The following is a 24,800-nucleotide window of genomic DNA, read 5'->3' as shown; positions in this document are numbered from 1 at the left end:
CGTCATCAGCGCCCACGGGCTCTGATCGACGATAGAGGGTGTCGGCGAGACATCAGGTCAACGGTCGGATCATTCGTCTTTCGCAAGCGCGCGAAAGTCAGGTCCGGCAGAAGAAACCGAGTTTTCTTCGTTCGGTGCGGTCTCCCTCAAGGGGCTCCGCAATTTCACAAGCGGCCTGCGGGCCACAGTGGAATCTGGTCCTGACGTGTTCGCCGACGCCCTCGTTCCCTTGAGCCGGCATCCTGGCCGGCATTTCATTTCCCGATATTTCGATACGACGCGCGGTAGCGCTTGCCAGCGAGCAGGCGATCGTCGCCCATGACCATCGCGCCCATATGCGGGCGCCGTCGTCCAGGCTGGGCGTTTCCCTTATTCCAGAAGCGGCCGTCGGCTCACTGAAGCGCAACGCCTCGGCGTCGCAGATTCCCCGCTTTCGCCGGCCGCGGGGACGCGGCGCGGTTGCCGCTCGTGCTTCCGACTGCGCACGATGGTTATCGATGTCCGAAAATCACAGGGTAAACCAACTCTGACGAATCGCAGAAGTGTCTGTGAATCGGGGACTTCTTGCATTCGCCTCACCGGTCTCGCACCTTCGCGTTTACGTCTCCTTCATCGCGATACTTAAACTGCCATTCAAAATTGCCCGCCATCATCTCCTCCAATAAGCCGGCAAACGGCATGGGGACGAGTTGAACAGTTGGACGGGAGCCGCGCTCGGGGGAACGAGGCGGCACAAATGACAAAAGGGGATGCGACATGTTTCAGGGGACCTTCGATCTGGAGACGGCGACGCCGATCGGCGCGAGTGCGTTGTCGGACGTGCTGTTCGAGCGCGGGCTGTATTGGGCGAGCGGCCGTGCCGGCCTGGTCGACCTCGTCGCCGCGCACAAATGGTTCAACCTTGCCGCGCTGAAGGGCCGCAAGGACGCGATTGCGCTGCGCCAGGAAGTCGCCGGGCAGATGTCGGAAGCCGAAATCTCCGCCGCGCAGCGCGAGGCGAGGGCCTGGGTCTCCACGCACTGAGCTGAAGAATCGCGCGGAGGTCGGTGTTTTCACGGACTGACCTCGTTGCGCTGAATCAAGCTCATGCTTCGTGCCGCAGGTTAGACCGCACGGCATGAGCGATACCGACAACGCGGGCCAGTGGCTGCCGATTCAGATCGCGCCCGATGAATGTGATCTGGAACTCGGACGGCTGCACAAGACCGGCATCGTGCCCTGGACCTTTCCATGCCGGCGCAAATCCGGCGTGTGGTTCAATGTCTGGGCCGGCGAGGCGGTGCTGATTTCGCCGTCGCATTGGCGGGTCTGGCGATCCCGCCGCTAGTTGCGGACATATCAACACGGGGAGGGAGGCGTGGGCCCGGCTTGGCGCGCAGCTCCCGGGTTGAAATGCGGAGCTGGCTTTCAGGTGAAAGAATGCGCCGAGGCAAATCTGCCGCTTGCGGCTCGCCGCTGTGTCGGGCATACCCCCCGTATTGGAGACGTGGCCGAGTGGCTGAAGGCGGCGGTTTGCTAAACCGTTATAGGCTTGTAAAGGCCTATCGAGGGTTCGAATCCCTCCGTCTCCGCCAGTTGAGATGCCCGGCCTGAGCCTCGAATCGCCCTCACGGCGTGTCCCAGGACGGCAATCCGATCACAGTTTCGTGTTTCTGGCCGACACCCGTCGGAGAGTCCGCGCCATAGGACCGATTCGGACCGTTCTGTTGCCGCTGTGATCGAGCGGACTGATCGCGGGCCGCCCGTCTGACCAGCGAAGCTGCCAGCCCTCGAGGGCTATTCCACGCTGCCGGCGCCGCGACGCAGATCAGCTTCGATCTGCAAGCGCGTGCCTCCGCCGAAGCGGGCGCGGTAGACCTGAAGATTCTCCATGATCCGCTGCACGTAGTTGCGCGTCTCGGAGAATGGGATCAACTCGACCCAGTCGACTGCATCGACCTTCGGGTCACGCGGGTCGCCGTAGCGGTCGATCCACTTCTTCACGCTGCCGCGGCCGGCGTTGTAGGCGGCAAACGTCATGATGTAGGAGCCGCGATAGTCCTCGAGCAGTCCACCGAGTTCGGCGGCGCCGAGCGTGGCATTGTAGGCCGAATCGTTCTTGAGTCGGGACAGGTCGTAGGTCGCCCCGTGCCGTTTGCAGACATAGCGCGCGGCATCCGGCGTCACCTGCATCAGACCATAGGCCTGCGCCGGCGAGACCACGGAGGGATTGAACGCGCTTTCCTGCCGCGCAATGGCGTAGACGATGCTGCGCTCGACCTCGGGGCCGATCTGAGTGAACTGCGGAATGCCGTTGACCGGGTAGGCGTAGAAGTCGAACGGCAGTCCCCGATTGAGCGCGGCCTTGCCAAGCAGCAGCATGCCGCGTGCGTCGCTGTAGCGCTGGGTGAGCTCGCCGAGGCCGGCAAGGGCCTCCGGATCGCCGTTCTCACCCATGTCGGCGAGCATCGGCACCGCGAGCTCGCGCTCGTCGAGCTCGTAGAGCAAGTGCGCCGCGCGCACGATCTCGAGCCGTTCGGCGCCGCGGCCCCGCGGCGCGCTGTTGAGCGCGATCTGCGGCAGGCCGAGCTTGGCGCGGGCGAGCTGCCCGTAATAGCTGGTCGACTGTTCTGCGGCCCGCGCGTAGGCGTTGCGCGCCTCCTGCTGGCGGCCCGCCGCTTCCGCCGCGCGGCCCTGCCAATAGCCGGCGCGCGCCAGCGTGGTCGGATTGACGCTGCCGACCCCGATCCGTGCAAAATGCTGGGCGGCGGTCGAGGGATCGTTGAGGAAGCGCAGCGCGATCCATCCCGCGGTGAATTCCTGCTCGGTCTTGTAGATGTCGCGCGAGGGCAGTGCGGCGTCGCGCGCGATGAGATAGGCGCTACGGAATTCCTCCGTGTCGATCATCTTGCGCGCCAGCAGGCGCCGCTCGATCCACCATTCGTCGAGATTGTAGAGCCGGTTCGGATCCTTCGGCGCCGACAACATGAGCTGGGCGGCTTCCGCAAACTTCTCCTCGCGACGCAGGAGCTGGATCTTGCTGAAGATGTAGCCGGGGTCGCCGTGCAATTCGCGCGGCACGGCCTCGAGCAGGGCGCGCGTGTTGGGTGCCTTCCTGTAGGCGGCGATGCGGGCCTTGGCGAGCGCGACATAGCCGGCGCCGAGGCGCTTGGCGGCGCGCAGCGCAGCCTCATGCTCGCTGCCGTAAAGCAGCGTGTCCATCCGCGCCTTCTGGTCGCCCGGGGTGAGCAGGGCGCCGAACTGATCGAGTGCGTTGTTCTCGGTCTCCTCCGACATCGAATCGCTGCGCCAGGCCTCGCGTACCAGCCGCTCCGCATTGGCGCGGTCGCCGCGCGCCAGCATCGCCTTGGCGAGCGAAAAGCGGCCCTTCGCCGAGATCGGAGACTCGTTCTCGAACCACGACCACGCGACCGAATCATCGCGCCTGTCGTCCCACATCGCGGCCTCGAGGCGCCGGCGCAGGAAGGTCTGCGACGGCCAGCTCGGATTGGCGGCGAGGAAGGCGCGGTAGCGCTCCACGCTCGCGCCGTTGTCCTCGCTGCGCAGGATGATCCATTCCGCGAGCTTGCGCGCGACGGGGTCGGCGATGCCGGCTGCGGCGTTGGTTGCATCGGCGGCTTTGCGCTTGCGCACGAGCTCGATGACGTTTTCCAGCGTGTCCTTGTCGCCTTGCGAGGTCGATGATGTCGCGGCGACCGCGGCCGGCAGCACCGGCTTGCGTGGCGCCGCATGCTGGCGCGTTGCCGGAGCCAGCACAGGGGCTGCGACCGGTCTGACGGCGGCCGGGGCGGCAGGTCTGACGGTGGCCGTCGGGGCCGGCGCGGGTGAGGTCTGGGAGGCCGAACCGTTGGCGGTCGGTCGTGATTTTGGCGCCGGCGCCGCAGTCTTAGGCTTGTGCTTGTCCTTCGCGGGTTCCTTGCCGGCATCCTTGGCGGGTTCCTTGGCAGGTTTCTTCGCGGCATCCTTGGCCGGGATGCTAGCGGCTCCCTTGCTCGCTCCCTTCGCTGCGTCCTTGCCTGTTTCCTTGGCCGATCCTTTGGAAGCTCCCTTCGCGGTATCCTTGGGGGCCTGCTTCGCGGTTTCCTTGGAAGTTTCCTTGGAAGTTTCCTTGGCAGTTTCCTTGGCCCCGTCCTGGGTCGTCTCATTGGACTTGGCCCAGGCGGCACAACCGACCGACAGCCCTGCCATCAGGCACGCGACCAGACCGGTAGATCGCCATGTGGCGCGACGAAAGGAAATCACGGCGTCACATCGCCCCCGAATCAGTCAAGTCGCTGAAGACCTAGCAATATTTGATTGAATATGCGGACAAATTACCAACAGCCGCTTACCTCCGCCGGCTTTGCACCATCACCGCGGCAAAATCGCGGCCTAAACGGTGCGTCACCGGGCTGCGGCCCTTTTACCGGCCGGATAGACCCGATATGTATGGGGCTTGCTCTCAAGCTCGCCGCGTACGGAGGAAGTCCATGGCAGCCAAGACGAAATTCCGGGGGTCGTTCACCGCCTTGGTCACGCCGTTCAAGAACGGCTCGCTTGACGAGGCGGCGTTCCGCTCGCTGGTGAACTGGCAGATCGCCGAGGGCACCCACGGCCTCGTCCCCGTCGGCACCACCGGCGAGAGCCCGACGCTCAGCCATGACGAGCACAAGAAGGTCGTCGAATGGTGCATCGATGAGGCCAAGGGGCGCGTGCCTGTGATCGCCGGCGCCGGCTCCAACTCGACCAAGGAAGCCATCGAGCTCGCGCAGCATGCCGAGAAGGCGGGCGCGAACGCCGTGCTCGTCGTGACGCCCTACTACAACAAGCCGACCCAGGAAGGGCTTTACCAGCACTTCAAGGCGATCAACGATGCAATTGGAATTCCTATCATTATCTACAACATCCCGCCGCGCTCGGTGATCGACATGTCGGTCGACACCATGAAGCGGCTGTGGGACCTGAAGAACATCGCCGGCGTCAAGGACGCCACCGCCAGCATGGTGCGGGTGTCGCAGCAGCGCGCGGCGATGGGCGAGGACTTCAACCAGCTCTCGGGGGAGGATGCGACCATCCTCGGCTACATGGCGCACGGCGGCCATGGCTGCATCTCCGTGACCTCCAACGTCGCGCCGCGGCTGTGCTCGGAATTCCACGCGGCCTGGCAGAAGGGCGATCACGCCACCGCCCTGAAGCTGCACGACAAGCTGATGCCGCTGCACAATAACCTCTTCATCGAGAGCAATCCGGCTCCGATCAAGTATGCACTGTCGCTGCTCGGCAAGTTGGACGAGACGCTGCGGCTGCCGATGGTGCCGGTCTCCGAGCCGACGCGCGTCGCGGTGCGCAGCGCCATGGTGCACGCCGGCCTGATCAACTGACGCGTTAGCGTTTGGGAGGTTTCATGAGCGTCCAGGACAAGGGCATGCGCATGCTCAAGGAGTTCCGCGAATTCGCCATGAAGGGCAACGTCGTCGATCTCGCGGTCGCCGTCATCATCGGCGCGGCTTTCGGCGCCATCGTCAATTCGCTGGTCGGCGACGTGATCATGCCGATCATCGGTGCCGCCACCGGCGGGCTCGACTTCTCAAACTACTTCACCCCCTTGTCGAAGGCGGTCACCGCCACCAACTTGGCCGATGCGAAAAAGCAAGGCGCCGTGCTGGCCTGGGGCAGCTTCCTCACGCTGACGATCAACTTCATCATCGTCGCCTTCGTGCTGTTCCTGGTGATCCGGCTGATGAGCCAGTTGAAGCGCAAGGAGGAGGCGGCGCCCGCAGCACCACCGAAGCCGTCTGCCGAGGTCGAGCTGCTCACCGAGATACGCGATCTCCTCAAGAAGTCTTGACGCGCGCGCTTCATCCAAACTGTTAGCGTTGATGCGCATCTCGATCGGATTTGTCTGCCATGGCCGATAAGAACGAACGTCCTATCAAGGTCGTGGCGGAAAATCGCAAAGCCCGCTTCAACTACGCGATCGAGGATACGGTCGAGGCGGGCATCGCGCTGACCGGAACCGAGGTCAAGTCGATCCGCAACGGCAAGAGCACGATCGCGGAATCCTACGCGGATTCGAAGAACGGGGAGATCTGGCTGATCAACGCCAACATTCCCGAATATCTCCAGGGCAATCGCTTCAACCACGAACCGAAGCGGCCTCGAAAGCTGCTCCTGCACCGCAGGCAGATCAACAAGCTGATCGGCGCCGTGGATCGCGAAGGCATGACGCTGATCCCGCTCAAGCTTTACTTCAATGAACGCGGGCGCGCCAAACTGCAGCTCGCGGTTGCGAAGGGCAAGAAGCTGCACGACAAGCGTGAGACCGTGAAGAAGCGCGACTGGGGCCGGGAGAAGGGCCGGCTGATGCGGGCAAGGGGATAGCGAGATGAACCAGAGAAACCTGACCGAGGTCGACTGGAGCAAGATTCCCGCACCCACCGATGACGGCGGCGCCGCGCACCTGAAGGGCAGGGCGCTGCCTCCGATCAGCCTGCGTGCGACCAATGATACCTCGGTGACGCTGTCGACGCTGCGCGGGCGGAGCGTGGTGTTCGCCTATCCGCGCACCGGCGAGCCCGGCAAGATCGCGCTGGTCGACGACTGGGACATGATTCCAGGCGCGCGCGGTTGCACGCCGCAGACCTGTGCGTTCCGCGATCTGTTCTCGGAGCTGAAGGCCGCCGGCGCCGCGCACGTGTTCGGCCTGTCGACCCAGAGCAACGATTACCAGACCGAGATGGCTTCGCGGCTGCATCTGCCGTTTCCGGTGCTTTCGGACGAGCGGCTGGAGCTCACGAGCGCGCTGAACCTTCCGACTATGGATGTTGCGGGGCTGACGCTGATCAAGCGCCTCGCGCTCATCATCGACGACGCGCGCATCACGCACGTGTTCTATCCGGTGTTCCCGCCGGACCGGAACGCTGGCGATGTTCTGGACTGGCTGAAGGCCAATCCATCCGGAGTCTAGCCGAGGTCGGCCTTTACTCGCGCGAACACCTGGCGGAACATCTGCGGCGTGAGCACGCCCGTGTTGGTGTTGTAGCGGGAACAGTGATAGCTGTCGTACAGCCTGATCGCGTCGGCCTGATGCACGGCGCCGTGGCCGAAGGGAGCCTGCGAGCCCTTCAGGTTCAGCGGCTTGAGCACGGTGTCGTGCGCAATCCGCCCGAGCGCGACGATCGCGCGCAGGTTCGGCATCGCCTCGAGGTTTGCTGCGAGAAAGTGGCGGCAGGTGTTGATCTCCGCCGGCAGCGGCTTGTTCTGCGGTGGTACGCAATGCACCGCATTGGCGATCCGGCAGTCCACCAGCTTCAAGCCGTCGTCGGGCCGCGCCTGATAGGTTCCCTTGGCAAATCCGTATTCGATCAGCGTCGCATAGAGCAGGTCGCCGGCATAGTCGCCGGTGAAGGGACGGCCGGTGCGGTTGGCGCCCTGCATCCCCGGCGCGAGGCCGACAATCAGCAGGCGTGCCTTGATGTCGCCGAACGGCGCAACCGGCGCGTTGTGCCAGGACGGCTCGCGCGCGCGGTTCGCCTCGCGAAAGGCAACCAATCGCGGACAGAGCAGACAATCATGGTCGGGTATGACGGTGGAGGCCTGGCGGCTGGACCGGTCCGCCTCAATCGTCGAAGTCGTCATCGCCCCTCGGCGCCATCGTGGTCGCGCGCTGGAGGAATTGCGGGGCGTGGTGCCGCGCCTCGCGCTCGCCACGATCGCGCGGGGCAGGTCGTTCGGACGGGTCGCGGCCGAGCTTGGATTGCAGCTCGACGAGGTCGGTGAAGACGTCAGCCTGGCGGCGCAGCTCGTCGGCGATCATCGGAGGCTGGCTGGCGATGGTGGAGACCACGGTCACCCGCACGCCGCGGCGCTGGACGGCCTCGACCAGGGAACGGAAATCGCCATCACCCGAGAACAGCACCATCTGATCGATGTGCTCGGCGAGCTCCATGGCATCGACCGCGAGCTCGATGTCCATGTTGCCCTTGACCTTGCGGCGGCCGGAGGCGTCGATGAACTCCTTGGTCGCCTTGGTAACGACCGTGTAGCCGTTGTAGTCCAGCCAGTCGATCAGGGGGCGAATCGAAGAGTATTCCTGATCCTCGATGATCGCGGTGTAGTAGAACGCCCGCAAAAGCGTCCCGCGGCTCTGAAATTCCTTCAGCAGGCGCTTGTAATCGATGTCGAAGCCCAGCGTTTTGGCCGTCGCATAGAGATTGGCCCCATCGATGAAGAGCGCGATCTTGTTGGTGGGAGAAGGTGACATTCAGTTGCTCGCGTCGTGTTCGGATGAATCGTTTATTGTTGGCGCGGCAGCAAGCCGCGCAGTTTCAAAGTGCTGCCAAGACCCGTCGAAACCGCAAATCCGGAGAAGTCGGGGCAATCAAGGTATAGTTATGGCGGTGGCGCATCAGTCCGATGCTGCCCTCGATGGCAGCCCGGAAAACCACCCATCCCAGCCCTAATTTGGGGGTAGCAGAGCCGTTTGGCGAGGCCAAATCACAAAATGATCTTGCGAAACCGCCCAGGCCCCTATAACTAGCCCGCATCATCCACATATTTGGTCCCACCCAGAGCGGAGCGACAGTCCATGGCTCGCGTCACCGTAGAAGATTGTATCGACAAGGTCGACAACCGGTTTGACCTGGTCCTGCTGGCCGCCCACCGGGCCCGCATGATTTCGTCCGGTTCACAACTAACGGTTGACCGCGATAACGACAAGAACCCTGTTGTCTCTTTGCGCGAAATCGCCGACCAGACCATCTCGCCGGAGGACCTTCGCGAGGAGCTGGTGCACTCCCTCCAGAAGTTCGTCGAGGTCGACGAGCCCGAGCCCGATACGGTGCCCCTGATCGGTTCCGCGGGTGCGAGCGTCGATGCGGACGATACCGAAGTTGCTGTCGAGCGCATGACCGAAGAGGAGCTCCTGAAGGGCCTCGAGGGCCTCGCACCGCCGGAGGAGCAGCCCGAGGAGGACGAGTAATCGTCCCATCGCTGTCGTCGAATTCTTGTGATCGTATCAGAGGCCCGAACCCGCGTTCGGGCCTTTGCTTTTGTTGACCTTTTCGTGGTTACCATAGTGTTGTCGGATCGCGCGGCCCGCGCTGGGACCGAATTGATCGGAACCGCGTGGGATCGGGGCTAAGGTGTATACAACGGGCGTTGTGGTGACCCGTTTGAAGGCAGGAAGGCATGGTGTATCGGCGCCGGGGACAATGGCAGATGCAGGCCGCAACCGAATCGGTTGCCGTGGCCCCGACTGCGCCGGCAGGGGTGCGGCCGGCGAGGCCGCGGGCGCGCATGATGCGTCAATATGACCTCGTCGAGCGCGTTCGGTCCTATAATCCCAACACCAACGAGGACCTGCTGAACCGCGCCTATGTCTACGCCATGAAGGCGCATGGCTCGCAGACCCGCGCCTCGGGCGACCCGTACTTCTCGCACCCGCTCGAAGTGGCGGCGATCCTCACCGACCTGAAGCTCGACGATGCGACCATCGTGGCGGCGCTGCTCCACGACACGATCGAGGACACCGAGGCGACCCGGGCCGAGATCGACCAGATCTTCGGGCCCGAGATCGGTGCGCTGGTGGAGGGCCTGACCAAGCTGAAGCGGCTCGAGCTGGTGTCGCGCGAGGCCAAGCAGGCCGAGAATCTGCGCAAGCTCTTGCTTGCGATTGCCGACGACGTCCGCGTGCTCCTGGTGAAGCTCGCCGACCGCCTGCACAACATGCGCACGCTGGAATTCGTGCCGCCGGAATCACGCCGCCGCATCGCCGAGGAGACGCTGGACATCTATGCGCCGCTCGCCGGACGCATGGGCATGCAGCAGATGCGCGAGGAGCTGGAGGATCTGTCCTTCCGCATGCTCGATCCGGAAGCCTATTCGGTGGTGATGCAGCGTCTCGATGCGCTCGCCGAACGCAACCGCAATCTGATCGGCGAGATCGAGACCCAGCTCTCGAATAACCTGCGCCACAACGGCCTCGGCGCGCGGGTCTATGGCCGGCGCAAGAAGCCGTTCTCGATCTGGACCAAGATGGAGCGCAAGTCGGTCGGCTTCGAGCAACTGTCGGATATCTTCGGTTTCCGCATCGTGGTGACGGATGTTGCCGCCTGTTATCGCGCGCTGGGCATCGTCCACACCACCTGGCCGGTCGTGCCCGGGCGCTTCAAGGACTACATCTCGACGCCCAAGCAGAACGATTACCGCTCGATCCACACCACGGTGATCGGCCCCGGCAATCAGCGCGTGGAGCTGCAGATCCGTACCGAGGAGATGGACCAGATCGCCGAGCGCGGCATCGCCGCGCACGTCTTCTACAAGGAGGGCGTGGGCTCTCCGACCGAATTCCTCAAGCGCGAGTCCAACGCATTCGCCTGGCTGCGCCACACCGTCGGCATCCTGTCGGAAAGCGCAAATCCCGAAGAGTTCCTCGAGCACACCAAGCTCGAGCTGTTCCATGACCAGGTGTTCTGCTTCACCCCAAAGGGCAAGCTGATCGCCCTGCCGCGCCACGCCAACGTGATCGATTTCGCCTATGCCGTGCATACCGACGTCGGCAACAGCGCGGTGGGCTGCAAGATCAACGGCAAGTTCGCGCCGCTGTCGTCGGAACTCCAGAATGGCGACGAAGTCGAGGTTCTGACCTCGGAAGCGCAGTCGGCGCCGCCCTCGGCCTGGGAATCGCTCGCGGTCACCGGCAAGGCGCGCGCCGCGATCCGGCGCGCCACGCGCACGGCCGTGCGCGATCAATATGCCGGTCTCGGCCGGCGCATCGTGGAGCGCCTGTTCGAACGCGCCAAGATCGAATATGCCGACGACAAGCTCAAGGGCGCGCTGCCGCGGCTCGCGCGCGCCTCGATCGACGACGTCATGGCGGCGGTCGGCCGCGGCGAGATCAAGGCCTCCGACGTCGCGCGTGCCATGTACCCCGACTACAAGGAAGAGCGCATCGCGCGTTATGCCGGCAAGAAGGGGCTCGCCACCAAGCTCAAGGACAAGGTGGTCCCCGAGGTGCCGCGCAGCCCGGCTGCAATTCCGATCCGCGGCATCAATTCCGACCTGCCGGTCAAGTTCGCTCCGAATGGCGGCGCCGTGCCCGGCGATCGTATCGTCGGCATCGTCACGCCGGGCGAGGGCATCACCATCTATCCGATCCAGTCGCCGGCGCTGAAGGATTTCGAGGAAGAGCCTGAGCGCTGGCTCGATGTGCGCTGGGACATCGAGGACAGCGCCCCACAGCGCTTCCCGGCCCGCATCAAGGTCGAGAACGTCAACGAGCCCGGCGCACTGGCGCAGATCGCCACCGTGATCGCCGAGCATGACGGCAACATCGACAATATCAGCATGCAGCGCCGCTCGCCCGATTTCACGGAGACGACGATCGACCTCGAAGTCTACGATCTGAAGCACCTGAGCGCGATCATAGCCCAGTTGCGCGCGAAGGCAGTCGTCGCCCGCGTCGAACGTGTTAATGGATGAAGCTCGTCGTTGCCGGGTTTGACCCCCGCAACCCATCTCTTCGACCAGGATGGATGCCCGTGCGTGACGAGTTGAGAAATGTCAGCTAAGTGAGCCCAGCAATGTCCGCTCCTCCGCTTCGCCTCGGCATCAATGTCGACCACGTCGCGACCCTGCGCAACGCGCGCGGCGGCCGCAATCCCGACCCGGTCCGCGCGGCGCTGCTCGCGATCGAGGCCGGCGCCGACGGCATCACCGCGCACTTGCGCGAGGACCGCCGACACATCCGCGACGAAGACATGGCGCGGCTGAAGGCCGAGATCTCAAAGCCGCTCAATTTCGAGATGGCGGCCACCGATGACATGCTGCGCATCTCGCTCGCCACCAAGCCGCACGCGGTGTGCCTGGTACCCGAGCGCCGGCAGGAGGTGACGACCGAAGGCGGCCTCGACGTGGTCGGCCAGCACAACGCGCTCGCGCCATACATTACGCGATTGAATGATGCCGGCATACGCGTCTCGCTGTTCATCGCCGCCGATCCCCCTCAGATCGAGATGGCAGCGCGGCTGCGCGCTCCCGTGATCGAGATCCACACCGGTGCCTGGTGCGATGCCGTGGTCGACGGCCACACCGAGAAGGCCGAGGCCGAATGGCAGCGGATCGTGACGGGGGCCAAGCTCGCGCGAGCGGCGGGGCTGGAGGTTCACGCGGGGCACGGGCTGGACTATGCGACGGCGGAAAAGATCGCCGCGCTGCCCGAGATCGTTGAGCTCAACATCGGCTACTACATGATCGGCGAAGCCGTTTTCGTCGGTCTGGCCGAGACGGTCCGCAGCATGCGCGCGGCCATGGACCGCGGCCGGGGCCGGGCATGATCATCGGCATCGGCTCCGACCTGATCGACATCACGCGCGTCGCCAAGGTCATCGAGCGCCATGGCGAGCGTTTCCTCGATCGCATCTTCACGGAGACCGAGCGCGCCAAGGCCGAGCGGCGCGCCAAGAACGATAAGATGGTGGTGGCGACCTACGCCAAGCGGTTCGCCGCCAAGGAGGCCTGCTCGAAGGCGCTCGGCACCGGCATCCGGCGCGGCGTCTGGTGGCGCGACATGGGGGTGGTCAACATGCCGGGAGGGCGGCCGACCATGCTGCTGACCGGCGGGGCGCTGGCCCGGCTCCAGGCGCTGACACCCCAAGGTTTCGAGGCGCGCATCGACGTTTCGATCACCGACGACTGGCCGTTGGCGCAGGCCTTCGTTATCATTTCCGCCGTTCCGCTGGCGAAGTCCTGACGGGTCGGCGGTCGTTTTATAATTCATATTAAAAATCAATGTCTTATGCGGTTTTGATGCGATCCTTGATTGCGTGGACCCCAACAACCGTCTAAAAGTCCGCGGGCGCAAATCAGCCTGGGTGAATTCGGCTTTACGCCGGAATTGGCCCTCACTATCAGAATCAGGACAATCTCCTTGCGCCGCGAACCGATGGGCTGTTCGCGGGGGGAGGGCGCTCTGTGACCGCCGGCCGAAATTGAGAGAGCAATGAGCGTGACTTCGGGAACAAAATCTGAGAGCGGCCTCGGCGAAACCATCCGGGTCGTGATCCACGCTCTCCTAATCGCGCTGGTGATCCGCACCTTCCTGTTTCAGCCCTTCAACATCCCGTCCGGCTCGATGAAGGCGACCCTGTTGGTCGGCGACTATCTGTTCGTCTCCAAGTATTCCTACGGCTACAGTCACTACTCGATCCCGTTTTCGCCCCCGTTGTTTTCCGGGCGCATCTGGGGCTCGGACCCGAACCGGGGCGACATCGTCGTGTTTCGCCTGCCGAAGGATGACTCGACCGACTACATCAAGCGCGTGATCGGGCTTCCCGGCGACCGCATCCAGATGAAGGACGGGCTGCTCTACATCAACGACACGCCGGTCGAGCGGCAGCGCATGAGCGAGTATGTCGGCGAGGATCCCTGCGGCTCCGAGGGCGGGACCGCGCGGGTCAAGCGCTGGAAGGAAACGCTGCCGAACGGCGTCTCGTATGAGACGCTGGACTGCGCCGACAACGGCTACATGGACAACACCAACGTCTACACCGTGCCGCCCGACCACTTTTTCATGATGGGCGACAACCGCGACAACTCCACCGACAGCCGCTTCCTCGGGCAGGTCGGCTACGTGCCGAAGGAGAACCTGATCGGCCGCGCTCAAATGATCTTCTTCTCCATCGCCGAAGGCGAGCATGCCTGGATGTTCTGGCGCTGGCCGTGGGCGGTGCGCTGGAATCGTTTCTTCAAAATCGTCCGATGAAAGACGAAGCCAAGGACATCGCAACCCAACCGATCGAGGCGCCAGTGGGCCCTGAAGGCGAAGCTGCTCCCAAGACACCCGCGAAGAAGAAGCGGGCGCGGAGCGGCAAGGCCAAGGGGACGAACGCGGCGCTCGAGGCGCGCATCGGGCACAGCTTTGCCGATCCGAACCTGCTGATCCAGGCGATCACGCATGTCTCGGCGCTGAAGTCCGGGCGCAAGCGCGGCGACAGCTATCAGCGGCTCGAATTTCTCGGCGACCACGTGCTCGGGCTCGTCGTCTCCGACATGCTCTACCACGCCTATCCGAACGCCGACGAGGGCGAGCTGTCCAAGCGCCTGGCCGAGCTTGTGCGCAAGGAGAGCTGCGCCGACGTCGCCAAGTCGCTCGGCCTGCTCGACGACATCAAGCTCGGCTCGGTCGGCCCCAGCGCCGACGCCCGCCTGCGCAAGAGCGTGCTCGGCGACATCTGCGAAGCCGTGATCGGCGCGATTTTTCTCGACGGCGGCCATGCGGCCGCGGCCGAGTTCGTCAGGCGCAACTGGACCGAGCGCATGCACAAGCCGCGACGGCCGCTGCGCGATCCCAAGACCGTGCTGCAGGAATGGGCACAGGGAAAGGGACTGCCGACGCCGGTCTACCGCGAGGTCGAGCGCACCGGCCCGCATCACGATCCGCAATTCCGCGTCGCCGTCGACCTGCCGGGGCTCGCGCCGGCCGAAGGCATCGGCGGCAGCAAGCGTGCGGCCGAGAAGGTGGCGGCCTCGGTCATGATCGAACGCGAAGGCGTCGGCGGCAGCAATGACAGTTGACGCAAGCGGCGATACGCCCGCCGCGACGCGCTGCGGCTTCGTTGCGCTGATCGGCGCCCCCAATGTCGGCAAGTCCACGCTGGTCAATGCGCTGGTCGGCGCAAAGGTCACGATCGTCTCGCGAAAGGTGCAGACGACGCGCGCGCTGATCCGCGGCATCGTCATCGAGAACAACGCGCAAATCATCCTGGTCGACACGCCCGGCATCTTCTCACCCAAGCGCCGGCTCGACCGCGCCATGGTCTCGACCGCCTGGAGCGGGGCGCATGACGCCGACCTCGTTTGCCTGCTGCTCGACGCCAAGACCGGGATCGACGAGGAGGCCGAAGCGATCCTCGCCAAGGCTTCAAGCGTCGGTCACGAGAAGATTTTGGTGATTAACAAGGTCGACCTGGTCCAGCGCGAGAAGCTCCTAGCGCTGGCTCAGGCCGCCAACGAGCGCATTCGATTCGCCAAAACATTCATGATCTCGGCGCTGTCGGGCGACGGCGTCGACGACGTCCGCCACGCGCTCGCCGAGATGGTGCCGCCGGGTCCGTTCCTCTATCCCGAGGACCAGATGTCGGATGCGCCGATGCGGCAGCTCGCGGCGGAGATCACCCGCGAGAAGATCTATCAGAAGCTGCACCAGGAATTGCCGTACCAGTCCACGGTCGAGACCGACAAGTGGGAGGAGCGCAAGGACAGGTCGGTGCGCATCGAGCAGACGATCTTCGTGGAGCGCGAAAGCCAGCGCAAGATCGTGCTCGGCAAGGGCGGCGCCACCATCAAGTCGATCGGCGCGGAGTCTCGCAAGGAGCTGATGCAGATCCTGGACGTGCCGGTGCATCTGTTCCTGTTCGTCAAGGTGCGCGAGAACTGGGGCGACGATCCCGATCGCTATCGCGAGATGGGCCTGGAATTCCCCAAGGAATAAGCAGCGGGATCCGATGAACGTGCCTCACAACGTCCAGCGCTTCGAAGCGCTGCTGTATGCATCGCTGATGCTGGATGCCCTGTCGGTTGCGGTGCAGGACCGCACGCCCAATGCCGAGATGACGGAACCGATGATCACGACGGCGACGCTGCTCGCCGGCGGGATGATCCTGCTCTTGGTCTATTTCGTCTGGCTTGCGGCGAGGTGGCGGAAGAACTGGCCGCGCTGGGTGCTGGTGGCGGCACTGGTATTGTCAGTGATCCAGCTCGCGCAGATCATCGGTGTGAAGGGGATGGAGCTGGACAGCGCCATCGAGATCGTCTCCTGCGCGCTGACGACGGCCGGGCTGTACTTCTCCTTCACCGGGGACGCGCAGGGCTGGTTCAACGCGTGAGATTTCGCGCGATGTCGTAGGGTGAGCAAAGGGGGCGCGCCGTGCCCAGAATTGACGTCGCACTGTGGATCAAAATTGGTGGGCATGCTTCGCTTTGCCGATCCTACGATCCCCCGAAATGCGCTAGACTTCATCCATGGAATGGACCGACGAAGGCATCGTGCTGGGAGTGCGACGGCATGGCGAATCGAGCGCCATCGTCGAGCTCCTGACGCGCGAGCATGGTCGGCACCTCGGGCTGGTGCGCGGCGGCGCCAGCTCGCGGATGCGGCCCCTCTTGCAGCCCGGCAACAGCGTCAGCGCGGTGTGGCGGGCGCGGCTCGACGAGCATCTCGGCACCTATGCGATCGAGGGCCTGAAGCTGCGCGCGGCGGCGCTGCTCGCGTCCTCGCATGGCGTCTACGGCGTCACGCATCTCGCTTCGCTTGCGCGTTTGCTGCCGGAGCGCGATCCGCACGAGGAGATTTTTGCGCTGCTCGAACATTCGCTCGACGATTTCGACGATATCGGCGGCGCGGCCGTACACCTCATCCATTTCGAGCTGGCGATGCTCTCTGAGCTTGGCTTCGGGCTGGCGCTGGAGAATTGCGCGGTGACCGGGGAGACCACGGACCTGATCTACGTCTCGCCCAAATCCGGCGGCGCGGTGTCGCGTACCGCGGGCGAGCCGTGGCGCGACCGGCTGCTGCGCCTGCCGCCGTTCCTGCGTCAGGGCGAGATGCACGGCGATCTCACCGAGCAGGACCTCCAGGACGGGTTCCGCCTCACCGGACTATTCCTGCTGCGCCACGTGCTGGAGCCGCGCGGGCAGGCCCATTCCGACGCCCGGGCGGGCTTCATCAACGCCTTGATGCGACAGCAGACGCGGACGGCGATATCAGCGTCGTGAGCTTTTCGCGGTACTGATTTGCCTTCGGACAGCGAGTTCCCCCGGAACCAAAACGGCTCGCTTGAAGTTGGGGCAGGTTCCACAATGGGGGCAGCCCAAATGTTGATCAGGGGATTTGCGCTCTCCGCAGCGCTGCTTACGGTCGCGCCTGACGCGATCGCTGGCGAGCCGCAGAGACATGGGCGCGGTCCCGTGGGGCGACCGAGGCCGAGATGGACGCCGCGCGCCGCTGCCTGACCCACGCGCCGGCGCAGGCCAAGACCGAGCCGGTGACCGCGGGCTGGGCCGGGCATTAGCGGCCCACAGGGAACCAATCCATCCTTGCCCGATTCGCTTCCACGGTTTAACCGGGCGGCATGGGAAAACGATTGATTCCGCCGGAGGAGCCGGCCGAAATTCACGAGGTGCCGCTGCGGGATGCGCTGGAAGAGCGCTATCTCGCCTATGCGCTCTCCACCATCATGCACCGCGCACTCCCCGACGCGCGCGACGGCCTGAAGCCGGTGCACCGGCGCATCCTCTACGGCATGCGCCTGCTCAGGCTCGACCCGGGCTCCGGCTTCAAGAAATCCGCCAAGATCGTCGGCGACGTGATGGGCTCGTTCCATCCGCATGGCGACCAGGCGATCTACGATGCCATGGTGCGCCTCGCGCAGGATTTCTCATCGCGCTATCCGCTGGTCGACGGCCAGGGCAATTTCGGCAATATCGACGGCGATAACCCCGCCGCCTACCGTTACACCGAAGCGCGCATGACCGACGTCGCGCGGCTTCTGCTCGAGGGCATCGACGAGGACGGCGTCGAATTCCGCGCCAATTATGACGGCCAGTCGAAAGAGCCCGTCGTGCTGCCCGGCGGCTTCCCGAACCTGCTCGCCAACGGCGCGCAAGGTATCGCCGTCGGCATGGCGACCTCGATCCCGCCGCACAATGCCGCAGAGCTCTGCGACGCTGCGCTGCATCTGATCGAGAAGCCCGACGCGAAATCCAAGTCGCTGCTCAGATGGGTCAAGGGCCCCGATTTCCCGACCGGCGGCATCATCGTCGATTCCAAGCAGGCGATCGCGGAAGCCTACACGACCGGCCGTGGATCTTTCCGCGTCCGTTCCAGGTGGTCGGTAGAGGAGGGCGCCCGCGGCACCTGGGTCGTCGTTGTCACCGAGATTCCCTGGCTGGTACAGAAGTCGAGGATCGTCGAGAAGATTGCCGAACTGCTCGACCAGAAGAAGCTGCCGCTCGTCGGCGAGGCCCGTGATGAATCGGCCGAGGACGTTCGACTCGTCATCGAGCCAAAGTCGAAGAATGTCGATCCGGCGCTGATGATGGAATCGCTGTTCCGGCTGACCGAGCTGGAAAGCAAGATCCCGCTGAACCTCAATGTGCTGATCAAGGGCCGCATCCCCAAGGTGGTCGGCCTTGCCGAAGCCTTGCGCGAATGGCTCGACCATTTGCGCGACGTCTTGATCCGCCGCAGCAACTATCGCAAGGCGCAGATCGAGCACCGGCTGGAAGTTCTCGGCGGTTTCCTGATCGCCTATCTGAACATCGATAAGGTGATCAAGATCATCCGCACCGAGGATGAGCCCAAGCCCGAGCTGATGAAGGCGTTCAAGCTCACCGAGGTGCAGGCGGAAGCCATCCTCAACATGCGCCTGCGCTCCTTGCGCAAGCTCGAGGAAATGGAGATCCGAACCGAGGACAAGAACCTCCGCAACGAGCTCAAGGGCATCAACGCAGTGCTCGCCTCCGAAGCCGAGCAGTGGAAGAAGGTCGGCGAGCAGGTCGGCAAGGTCCGCGACATGTTCGGGCCCAAAACTCCCCTCGGCAAGCGCCGCACCAGCTTTGCGGACGCACCCGAGCACGATCTCGCCGCGATCGAGGAAGCCTTCGTCGAGCGCGAGCCGGTGACCATCGTCGTCTCCGACAAGGGCTGGATCCGCACAATGAAGGGCCATGTCGAGGATCTCTCGGGGCTTACCTTCAAGCAGGACGACAAGCTCGGGTTCGCCTTCTTCGCCGAGACGACCTCGAAGCTTTTACTGTTTGCCACCAATGGCAAGTTCTACTCGCTCGATGTCGCGAAACTCCCGGGCGGCCGCGGTCACGGCGAGCCGATCCGCCTGTTCATCGACCTCGAGCAGGAGGCCGCGCCCGTTGCGCTGTTCGTCAACAAGGGCGGCCGCAAATTCCTGGTCGCGAGCCACGAGGGCCAGGGTTTCGTCGTCAACGAGGACGACTGTGTCGGCACCACCAAAAAGGGCAAGCAGATCCTCAACGTCGAGATGCCGAACGAGGCGCGCGCGATCACCGAGGTGACGGGCGATACCGTCGCGGTCATCGGCGAGAACCGCAAGATGCTGATCTTTCCGCTCGACCAGGTGCCGGAGATGGCGCGCGGCCGCGGCGTGCGCCTGCAGAAGTACAAGGACGGTGGCCTGTCCGACGTCGCGGTGTTCGATGCCAAGGCGGGCCTCACCTGGAAGGACTCCGCCGGCCGCGAATTCAGCGCGACCATGAAGGAGCTCGCCGAGTGGCAAGGCACCCGCGCCGACGCCGGCCGCCTGCCGCCGAAGGGATTCCCGAAGTCGAACAAGTTCGGACGGGTGATCGGGTAGGGCGGCTCGCGGGAATAGGATGAAGCCGAACTGTTGCCGTCCACACCGTTGTCATTCCCCGCGAAAGCGGGGAATCCAGTACGCCGCGGCCTTTCCGTATATGTCACCGTCTCTGGAATACTGGACCGCCCGCCTTCGCGGGCGATGACAGTGAAAGTGTGGAAAGGCTATCGTTCGACGTCAGGCGGTGAATGTTGCTTAGCGCGAGATGCGGCACGTCACTACTGCTCGACCAAGGCCTTCCATCGGCTCAGCTCCGACTGTCGCAGGCTCGCCCTTTCGCTGTCGAGCTCGGACTCGCGTTTGGCGGCGTCCGTCATCGCGGCCGCAGCACGATTATAGCCGTTGGCCGTGGACTGGAAGGGAAACACGAACTGGCCGTTCTCAATCCTATAGGTACCGAACTCGCGCATCAGCAGGGCCGCGCATTTCTCGTAGGCATTGTAATAATCTGCGCTTGCGGCGAGTTTTTTCGAGGCGAGCGCGATCCAGACCGTATGCTGCTCGTCGATCATCGCCATGAAGGACGACAATCGCTCGTCGCCGACGTTCACTGACCGGGCATCCTTCTCTACGTTCTCGCGCGCAGACCTGAGCTGCTCATTGTAGCGCGCCGCGGACGCCGCGACGTTGGCTTCTGCGGTCTTCAGGTCGCGCCGAAGTGCGTCAAGGTCATTGCGGCTGGCTGCGCCGAGATCGCCGAGACTCGGAAGGGGCCTTGGCGCGGCTTCATCAAGCAGCTTCTGGGCGGCAGCATCGATTTCGTTCATGTCCCTGTTTGCGAGTGCGACGAGCCTGAGGAGCTTGTTGGACGGATACTGCTCGATGGCTTGATCGAGCTCTCCAGGATCCGTCACGCCGCGCAACGCGGTGCGGCCTTCCCGCGCGGCCACGACGGTCTGAAGCTTGGACAGGTCGCCGGCGTAGTAGATAGCCCCCAGGCAGACAGCCGCAAGCAAGCCGAAGAGCAACAGGACGACTAGCAATCGTCCGCGTGGTTTGGCGACCTGATCCGAAGCCGATCCCACGAGGCGTGGACTCCTCTCGAACAACACCTCATATTACCGTCTTTCGCAGGGCCAGAGGAGTCCGTCTCCCTAGATCACCCCGACCAGGCGCAGCGCCACGCCTGCCGCGCATGAGCCCGCCAGCACCGTGAGCATGCCGAGCTTGAAGCGGAAGAGCGCGGTCGCGGCGCCGATCGACAGCACTAGCGCCGGGACGTCGACGCTCGACAGCAACGGTCGGTCGAAGGACAGCGGAAAGACGTTCACCGGTGCGGTCTCGCGGAACAGCGTGTGCAGCGCGAACCATATCGACAGGTTGAGGATCACACCGACGACGGCCGCCGTGATCGCACTGAGCGCGCCGGCGAGGCCCGTGTTGCCGCGCAGCCGCTCGATGTAGGGCGCGCCGACGAAGATCCAGAGGAAGCAGGGCGTGAAGGTGACCCAGGTCGCGAGCAATCCGCCGAGGGTCGCCGCGAGCATCGGCGGCAGGCCGCTCGATTCGCGGAAAGCGGCCATGAAGCCCACGAACTGGAGCACCATGATCAGCGGGCCCGGCGTGGTCTCGGCCATGCCGAGCCCGTCGAGCATCTCCTGCGGCTTCAGCCAGTGATAATGCTCGACTGCCTGCTGGGCGACGTAGGCCAGTACGGCATAGGCGCCGCCGAAGGTGACCAGCGCCATCTTCGAGAAGAACAGAGCGATCTGGCTGAACACGTTGGCCTCACCGAACGCGGCGAGCAGCGCTATCACCGGCAGCAGCCAGAGCGCAAGCCATACCGCGCCGACCCGGATGGTGCGCGCGGTATCGGGACGAACGTGATCAGGCACCGCTTCGCCGAGCATGCTGTCGATCGCGGCCGTGTTGCTGCCATGGCCGTGGCCGGCCGGCGCGAATTCCGGGCGGCCGCTCCTGGCGCCGACATAGCCGATCAGGCCGGCAGCGATGATGATGATCGGGAAGGGAACCGCGAAGAAGAAGATCGCGACGAAGGCGATCGCGGCGAGCGCGATCATGATTCGGTTCTTCAGTGCGCGCTTGCCGACGCGCACCACCGCCTCGACAACGATGGCGAGCACGGCGGCCTTCAGCCCGAAGAACAGCGCCTCGACGAAGCTGACATTGCCGTAAGCTGCATAGATATAGCTCAAGCCCATGATGGCGATGATGCCCGGCACGATGAACAGCCCGCCCGCCACCAGCCCGCCGGCGGTGCGATGCAGGAGCCAGCCGACATAGATGGCAAGCTGCTGCGCCTCCGGTCCCGGCAGCAGCATGCAGTAGTTCAGCGCATGCAGGAAACGGCCCTCCGAGATCCAGTTCTTCTCCTCGACCAGGATGCGGTGCATCACCGCGATCTGGCCCGCCGGCCCGCCAAAACTCAGGCAGGCGACGCGGACCCAGACGCGAAAGGCTTCGCTGAAGCTGATGCCGTGACCGGCATCAGCTCCTGCTTGAACAGCGCGGGTATCCATTACGCCTTCACCTTGTTGGTCGGCCAGTTGTGGGTCTCGGTGGTGGCGTCGCGGCACCAGCGGTAGAAGGCGTCGTAGAGCGTCATGCCGGCTTCAAGCTGCGCGAGGTCGTCGTCATACATCCGCGACAGCCCGAGGGACGCCGCGAGCAGGCCGGCCGCCTCCGGAGCGAGGTCGGGGCGCGCCGTGTCGGCGCCGCGCACGAGCGTTGCCAGCCGCTGCAAGGGTGGCGTGGCGAGCCCGAACTCCTCCACCATTACGTCGAAGGTGCAGAGCTCGCCGCGATGGCTCCAGAACACGTTTTCGATGTCGAAGGGCGCTGCGCCAAAGCGCTCGCCGACGCCGACCACTTCGGGTGGCGTCACGTACAGGAACACCGCATTGGGATCGACGAAACGGCGGATCAGCCAGGGGCAGGCGATGCGGTCGACCTTCGGCCGCGCGCGCGTCACCCAGATGGTCCGCCCCCTGTCATCACGTGGCGGCAGCTTGCGTGTGTCGACCAGCGGCAGTTTTGCTGCCTTCCAGCCCTCGAAGCCGCCCTCGAGCGTCTCGGCCTGCACACCGAGCTGGCGGAGCCACGCTGCGGTGCCCTGCGCAAGCTTTTCGCCGCGCAGGCAGGAGACGATGGCAGAGCGGCCGGCGAATTCGCCGCCCCAGTCCGGAACGTTGTCGGGACTGAGCTTGATGGAGCCGGGGATCAGCCGCCGGTCGGCGGCAAAATCCTCCTCCGTCCGCACGTCGATCAGGGTGGGGGTATTGGCCGTGCCGATCAGGCGCGCCAGCTTGTCGGATGATATCGTCGTGAAAGTAGACATGATGCGTCCTCGCAAGAACCGAACGGGACGCGATACTTGGGCATGTCGCCTCGTGGGGAGATCGCTCAAATCCCCATGGCTCTAATTACAGCGAAACCGCGCTGGTCTGTCAATCGCCGGTTTCGCCGGCAATCAGCGTTAGTAAGGTATGCTGTCAGGGCCTATATTAGGCGCAGAAATCCGCGCCTGGAGATATCACGATGCATTCACATTCCATCGAACAATGGACGCATGATCACGCGTTCCTGGGCGAGCGGCACGACGAGAATGAGCGGCGCACCTGGTTCGTGGTCGTCCTGACGCTGGTGATGATGGTCGGTGAGATCCTGGCCGGTTCCCTGTTCGGCTCGATGGCGTTGCTCGCCGACGGCTGGCACATGGGCACCCATGCGGCAGCCCTCGGCATCGCCGCGTTCGCCTACCGCTTCGCGCGCCGGCACCTCGGGAACGCGCACTTCACGTTCGGCACCGGCAAGTTCGGCGATCTTGCCGCCTTTTCCAGCGCGATCATTCTGGGATTGATCGCGGTGGAGATTGCCTATGAGAGCGTGCTGCGGCTGATCACGCCGGTGCCAATCGTATACGGTGAGGCGATCGCGGTTGCGGCCCTTGGCCTGTGCGTCAACCTGGCGAGCGCGTGGCTGCTGCGCGACAGCCATGACCACCACCATCATGGCCATGATCACGGCCACAGCCATGTGCATGATGATCACGACGATCATGACCATGATCATCACGGCCATCACCACCATCACCACGATAACAATCTTCGCGCCGCCTACGTCCATGTCATGGCGGATGCCGCGACCTCGGTGCTGGCGATCGCGGCACTCGCCGTCGCGATGTATTCGGGATGGGTCTGGGCCGATCCGGCCGTCGGCCTGATCGGCAGTGCGGTGATCGCGAGCTGGGCGTTCGGCCTGGTCAAGGCCTCGGGCGCGGTGCTGCTCGACGTGCGCGCGGACGAGAAGCTGGAGCGCACCATCCGTGCGCGGATGGAAGTCGGCGACGACCGCGTCACCGATCTGCACCTCTGGCAGGTCGGGCCCGGCCATTGCGCCGTGCTGGTCTCGGTGGTGTCGGATGCACCCAAGCAGCCGGCCGTCTACAAGAGGCGGCTCGCCGGCCTGAAGGGGCTGAGCCACGTCACGGTCGAGGTCGAGACCTGTCCGCACTGATGTGATCCGCTGCTTCGGGAATTTTTGCCCCGCGCCGGGTTTGGTCCTGAGGTCGACACGCGACCATGCGCGTCACGGTGAAAGGAACAGGAACAATGCGTCGGATCGGCCTTGCATTCTCCGCCATCGCCCTTGTGCTCGGCGCCGCTGCGGCTCCTGCGCAGTCCCAGAAATCCGGCGTAGAAAAGCTCTACATCCTCAATTGCGGCGAAGGCACCGCCGGCGACATCTCGCGTTGGACGCCGGGCCTGAACGAAGGCAAGTCGATGGACTTCGTCGACACCTGCTATCTCATCAGGCACGGGCAGGACTGGTTCCTGTGGGACACCGGCATTGCCGATGCCGTCGCCGCGATGCCCAATGGGCTTGCGCCCGCCGATCCCAAGGCCGTCACCTGGCGGCGTCCGAAGACGCTACAAGCCCAGCTCGGGCAGATCGGGGTGAAGCCGGCCGACATCAAGATGATGGGCGTCTCGCACACCCATCCCGATCACATCGGTAATGTCGAAATGTTTCCGCAGGCCATGCTCTACGTGCAGAAGGCCGAATATGACTGGCCCGGCGCCAACAACGAGCCGCGCTTCAAACCCTCGCATCCCGTCGAGTTGCTCGTGGGCGACAAGTACGTGTTCGGCGACGGCAGCGTGACCATCCTGTCGACGCCCGGGCACACGCCCGGACATCAATCGCTGCTGGTGAAATTGCCGAAGATCGGTGCGGTGCTGTTGTCCGGCGACGCCGTCCACTTCAAGGACAATTGGGACAACCGCCGCGTGCCTAGCATGAACGTCAACAAGGACCAGAGCTCGGCCTCGATGCAGAAGATCGCCGATACGCTGGGCAAGGAAAAGGCGCAGCTCTGGATCAACCACGACAAGGCCCAGCGCGACGGCCAGAAGCTGGCGCCGGAGTTTTACGACTGAGGTCCCGCAAGGACTGCGATCCCGCGGGGGA

24 protein-coding genes and 1 tRNA gene are annotated in these 24,800 nt (G+C 64.4%); 19 read left to right on the top strand and 6 right to left on the bottom strand.

The annotated features are described in order from the left end of the window. Window positions 1–756 precede the first annotated feature (756 nt). From MTR72_RS23080 to MTR72_RS23070, 3 genes are all read left to right on the top strand, one after another. On the top strand, window positions 757–1,023 hold the full coding sequence (locus tag MTR72_RS23080; protein ID WP_341511071.1) for a hypothetical protein: 267 nt from the start codon (window positions 757–759) through the stop codon (window positions 1,021–1,023). 94 nt (window positions 1,024–1,117) lie between these two features. After that, window positions 1,118–1,327: a hypothetical protein gene (locus MTR72_RS23075; protein ID WP_341511070.1), complete on the top strand. Its 210-nt coding sequence runs from the start codon at window positions 1,118–1,120 to the stop codon at window positions 1,325–1,327. Window positions 1,328–1,480: 153 nt separating this feature from the next. Then, window positions 1,481–1,574: transfer RNA gene (locus MTR72_RS23070), tRNA-Ser, on the top strand. Between the two features lie 202 nt (window positions 1,575–1,776). Here MTR72_RS23070 and MTR72_RS23065 read toward each other — a convergent pair. Then, complete coding sequence (locus MTR72_RS23065) at window positions 1,777–4,188, bottom strand: lytic transglycosylase domain-containing protein (RefSeq protein ID WP_341511069.1); 2,412 nt, start codon at window positions 4,186–4,188, stop codon at window positions 1,777–1,779. 281 nt (window positions 4,189–4,469) lie between these two features. On the opposite strand from MTR72_RS23065, the gene dapA reads away from it, so the two are divergent. Genes dapA through MTR72_RS23045 form a run of 4 tightly spaced genes read left to right on the top strand, consistent with a single transcriptional unit; the run spans window position 4,470 to window position 6,946 of the window. Then, window positions 4,470–5,360: a 4-hydroxy-tetrahydrodipicolinate synthase gene (dapA, locus tag MTR72_RS23060; protein ID WP_280970515.1), complete on the top strand. Its 891-nt coding sequence runs from the start codon at window positions 4,470–4,472 to the stop codon at window positions 5,358–5,360. Window positions 5,361–5,410: 50 nt separating this feature from the next. Beyond that, window positions 5,411–5,827 (top strand): large conductance mechanosensitive channel protein MscL, encoded by a 417-nt coding sequence (gene mscL, locus MTR72_RS23055; RefSeq protein WP_279377762.1) that lies wholly within the window; start codon window positions 5,411–5,413, stop codon window positions 5,825–5,827. A 59-nt stretch (window positions 5,828–5,886) separates the two neighbouring features. Beyond that, window positions 5,887–6,360, top strand: coding sequence for an SsrA-binding protein SmpB (gene smpB, locus MTR72_RS23050; protein ID WP_027553126.1), 474 nt, complete (start codon window positions 5,887–5,889; stop codon window positions 6,358–6,360). Between the two features lie 4 nt (window positions 6,361–6,364). Then, window positions 6,365–6,946 carry a peroxiredoxin gene (locus MTR72_RS23045; protein ID WP_280970516.1) on the top strand — a complete coding sequence of 194 codons (582 nt, stop codon included), beginning with the start codon at window positions 6,365–6,367 and terminating at the stop codon, window positions 6,944–6,946. On the opposite strand, the gene MTR72_RS23040 is transcribed toward MTR72_RS23045, so the two are convergent. Then, window positions 6,943–7,617, bottom strand: a complete 675-nt coding sequence (locus MTR72_RS23040; protein WP_280970517.1) for a uracil-DNA glycosylase — start codon at window positions 7,615–7,617, stop codon at window positions 6,943–6,945. The two genes, MTR72_RS23045 and MTR72_RS23040, sit on opposite strands and share 4 nt — an antisense overlap. Next, window positions 7,598–8,242 carry a LabA-like NYN domain-containing protein gene (locus tag MTR72_RS23035; protein WP_280970518.1) on the bottom strand — a complete coding sequence of 215 codons (645 nt, stop codon included), beginning with the start codon at window positions 8,240–8,242 and terminating at the stop codon, window positions 7,598–7,600. Before MTR72_RS23035 ends, MTR72_RS23040 begins: the two co-directional genes overlap by 20 nt. A 324-nt stretch (window positions 8,243–8,566) precedes the next feature. Between MTR72_RS23035 and rpoZ the strand changes: the two genes are divergently transcribed. The 10 genes from rpoZ (at window position 8,567) to parC (ending at window position 19,367) form a co-directional block, all read left to right on the top strand. Beyond that, window positions 8,567–8,959: a DNA-directed RNA polymerase subunit omega gene (gene rpoZ, locus MTR72_RS23030; protein WP_027522935.1), complete on the top strand. Its 393-nt coding sequence runs from the start codon at window positions 8,567–8,569 to the stop codon at window positions 8,957–8,959. Window positions 8,960–9,168: 209 nt separating this feature from the next. Then, entirely contained in the window at window positions 9,169–11,460 is a 2,292-nt protein-coding gene (locus tag MTR72_RS23025; RefSeq protein WP_280970519.1) for a RelA/SpoT family protein, read from the top strand. A gap of 101 nt (window positions 11,461–11,561) precedes the next feature. Continuing rightward, complete coding sequence (locus MTR72_RS23020) at window positions 11,562–12,314, top strand: pyridoxine 5'-phosphate synthase (RefSeq protein WP_280970520.1); 753 nt, start codon at window positions 11,562–11,564, stop codon at window positions 12,312–12,314. Beyond that, window positions 12,311–12,730 (top strand): holo-ACP synthase, encoded by a 420-nt coding sequence (acpS, locus tag MTR72_RS23015; RefSeq protein ID WP_280970521.1) that lies wholly within the window; start codon window positions 12,311–12,313, stop codon window positions 12,728–12,730. Before MTR72_RS23020 ends, acpS begins: the two co-directional genes overlap by 4 nt. 249 nt (window positions 12,731–12,979) lie before the next feature. Beyond that, the gene (gene lepB, locus MTR72_RS23010; protein ID WP_280970522.1) at window positions 12,980–13,741 is read left to right on the top strand and encodes a signal peptidase I; all 762 of its coding nucleotides are present in this window, start codon (window positions 12,980–12,982) and stop codon (window positions 13,739–13,741) included. Continuing rightward, window positions 13,738–14,553, top strand: coding sequence for a ribonuclease III (gene rnc, locus MTR72_RS23005; RefSeq protein WP_341511068.1), 816 nt, complete (start codon window positions 13,738–13,740; stop codon window positions 14,551–14,553). The genes lepB and rnc overlap by 4 nt, the downstream gene beginning before the upstream one ends. Continuing rightward, window positions 14,543–15,469, top strand: a complete 927-nt coding sequence (gene era, locus MTR72_RS23000; RefSeq protein ID WP_341511067.1) for a GTPase Era — start codon at window positions 14,543–14,545, stop codon at window positions 15,467–15,469. Before rnc ends, era begins: the two co-directional genes overlap by 11 nt. Before the next feature lie 13 nt (window positions 15,470–15,482). Further along, window positions 15,483–15,863: a hypothetical protein gene (locus MTR72_RS22995; protein WP_280970525.1), complete on the top strand. Its 381-nt coding sequence runs from the start codon at window positions 15,483–15,485 to the stop codon at window positions 15,861–15,863. A gap of 136 nt (window positions 15,864–15,999) precedes the next feature. Next, window positions 16,000–16,752, top strand: a complete 753-nt coding sequence (recO, locus tag MTR72_RS22990) for a DNA repair protein RecO (protein WP_341511066.1) — start codon at window positions 16,000–16,002, stop codon at window positions 16,750–16,752. Window positions 16,753–17,108: 356 nt separating this feature from the next. Then, on the top strand, window positions 17,109–19,367 hold the full coding sequence (parC, locus tag MTR72_RS22985; RefSeq protein WP_341511065.1) for a DNA topoisomerase IV subunit A: 2,259 nt from the start codon (window positions 17,109–17,111) through the stop codon (window positions 19,365–19,367). A 221-nt stretch (window positions 19,368–19,588) separates the two neighbouring features. Here the strand turns inward: parC and MTR72_RS22980 are convergent, their stop codons facing one another. The 3 genes from MTR72_RS22980 to MTR72_RS22970 all read right to left on the bottom strand — a co-directional run bounded on the left by MTR72_RS22980 (window position 19,589) and on the right by MTR72_RS22970 (window position 22,668). Further along, entirely contained in the window at window positions 19,589–20,395 is an 807-nt protein-coding gene (locus tag MTR72_RS22980) for a hypothetical protein (RefSeq protein WP_341511064.1), read from the bottom strand. 69 nt (window positions 20,396–20,464) lie between these two features. Continuing rightward, complete coding sequence (gene chrA / locus MTR72_RS22975) at window positions 20,465–21,850, bottom strand: chromate efflux transporter (RefSeq protein WP_341511063.1); 1,386 nt, start codon at window positions 21,848–21,850, stop codon at window positions 20,465–20,467. After that, complete coding sequence (locus MTR72_RS22970; RefSeq protein WP_341511062.1) at window positions 21,850–22,668, bottom strand: chromate resistance protein ChrB domain-containing protein; 819 nt, start codon at window positions 22,666–22,668, stop codon at window positions 21,850–21,852. Before MTR72_RS22970 ends, chrA begins: the two co-directional genes overlap by 1 nt. A gap of 200 nt (window positions 22,669–22,868) precedes the next feature. On the opposite strand from MTR72_RS22970, the gene dmeF reads away from it, so the two are divergent. Together dmeF and MTR72_RS22960 are read left to right on the top strand one after the other, a co-directional pair. After that, window positions 22,869–23,846 carry a CDF family Co(II)/Ni(II) efflux transporter DmeF gene (gene dmeF, locus MTR72_RS22965; protein WP_280970531.1) on the top strand — a complete coding sequence of 326 codons (978 nt, stop codon included), beginning with the start codon at window positions 22,869–22,871 and terminating at the stop codon, window positions 23,844–23,846. Between the two features lie 95 nt (window positions 23,847–23,941). Further along, window positions 23,942–24,769 (top strand): N-acyl homoserine lactonase family protein, encoded by an 828-nt coding sequence (locus MTR72_RS22960; RefSeq protein WP_341511061.1) that lies wholly within the window; start codon window positions 23,942–23,944, stop codon window positions 24,767–24,769. The last annotated feature ends 31 nt before the right edge of the window (window positions 24,770–24,800 follow it).

Origin of the sequence: Bradyrhizobium sp. ISRA442 (genome assembly GCF_038085055.1) — a bacterium.
Lineage (GTDB): Bacteria > Pseudomonadota > Alphaproteobacteria > Rhizobiales > Xanthobacteraceae > Bradyrhizobium.
Note: the sequence above shows the minus strand (reverse complement) of the source record. Positions and strands in the feature narration are given on the sequence as shown.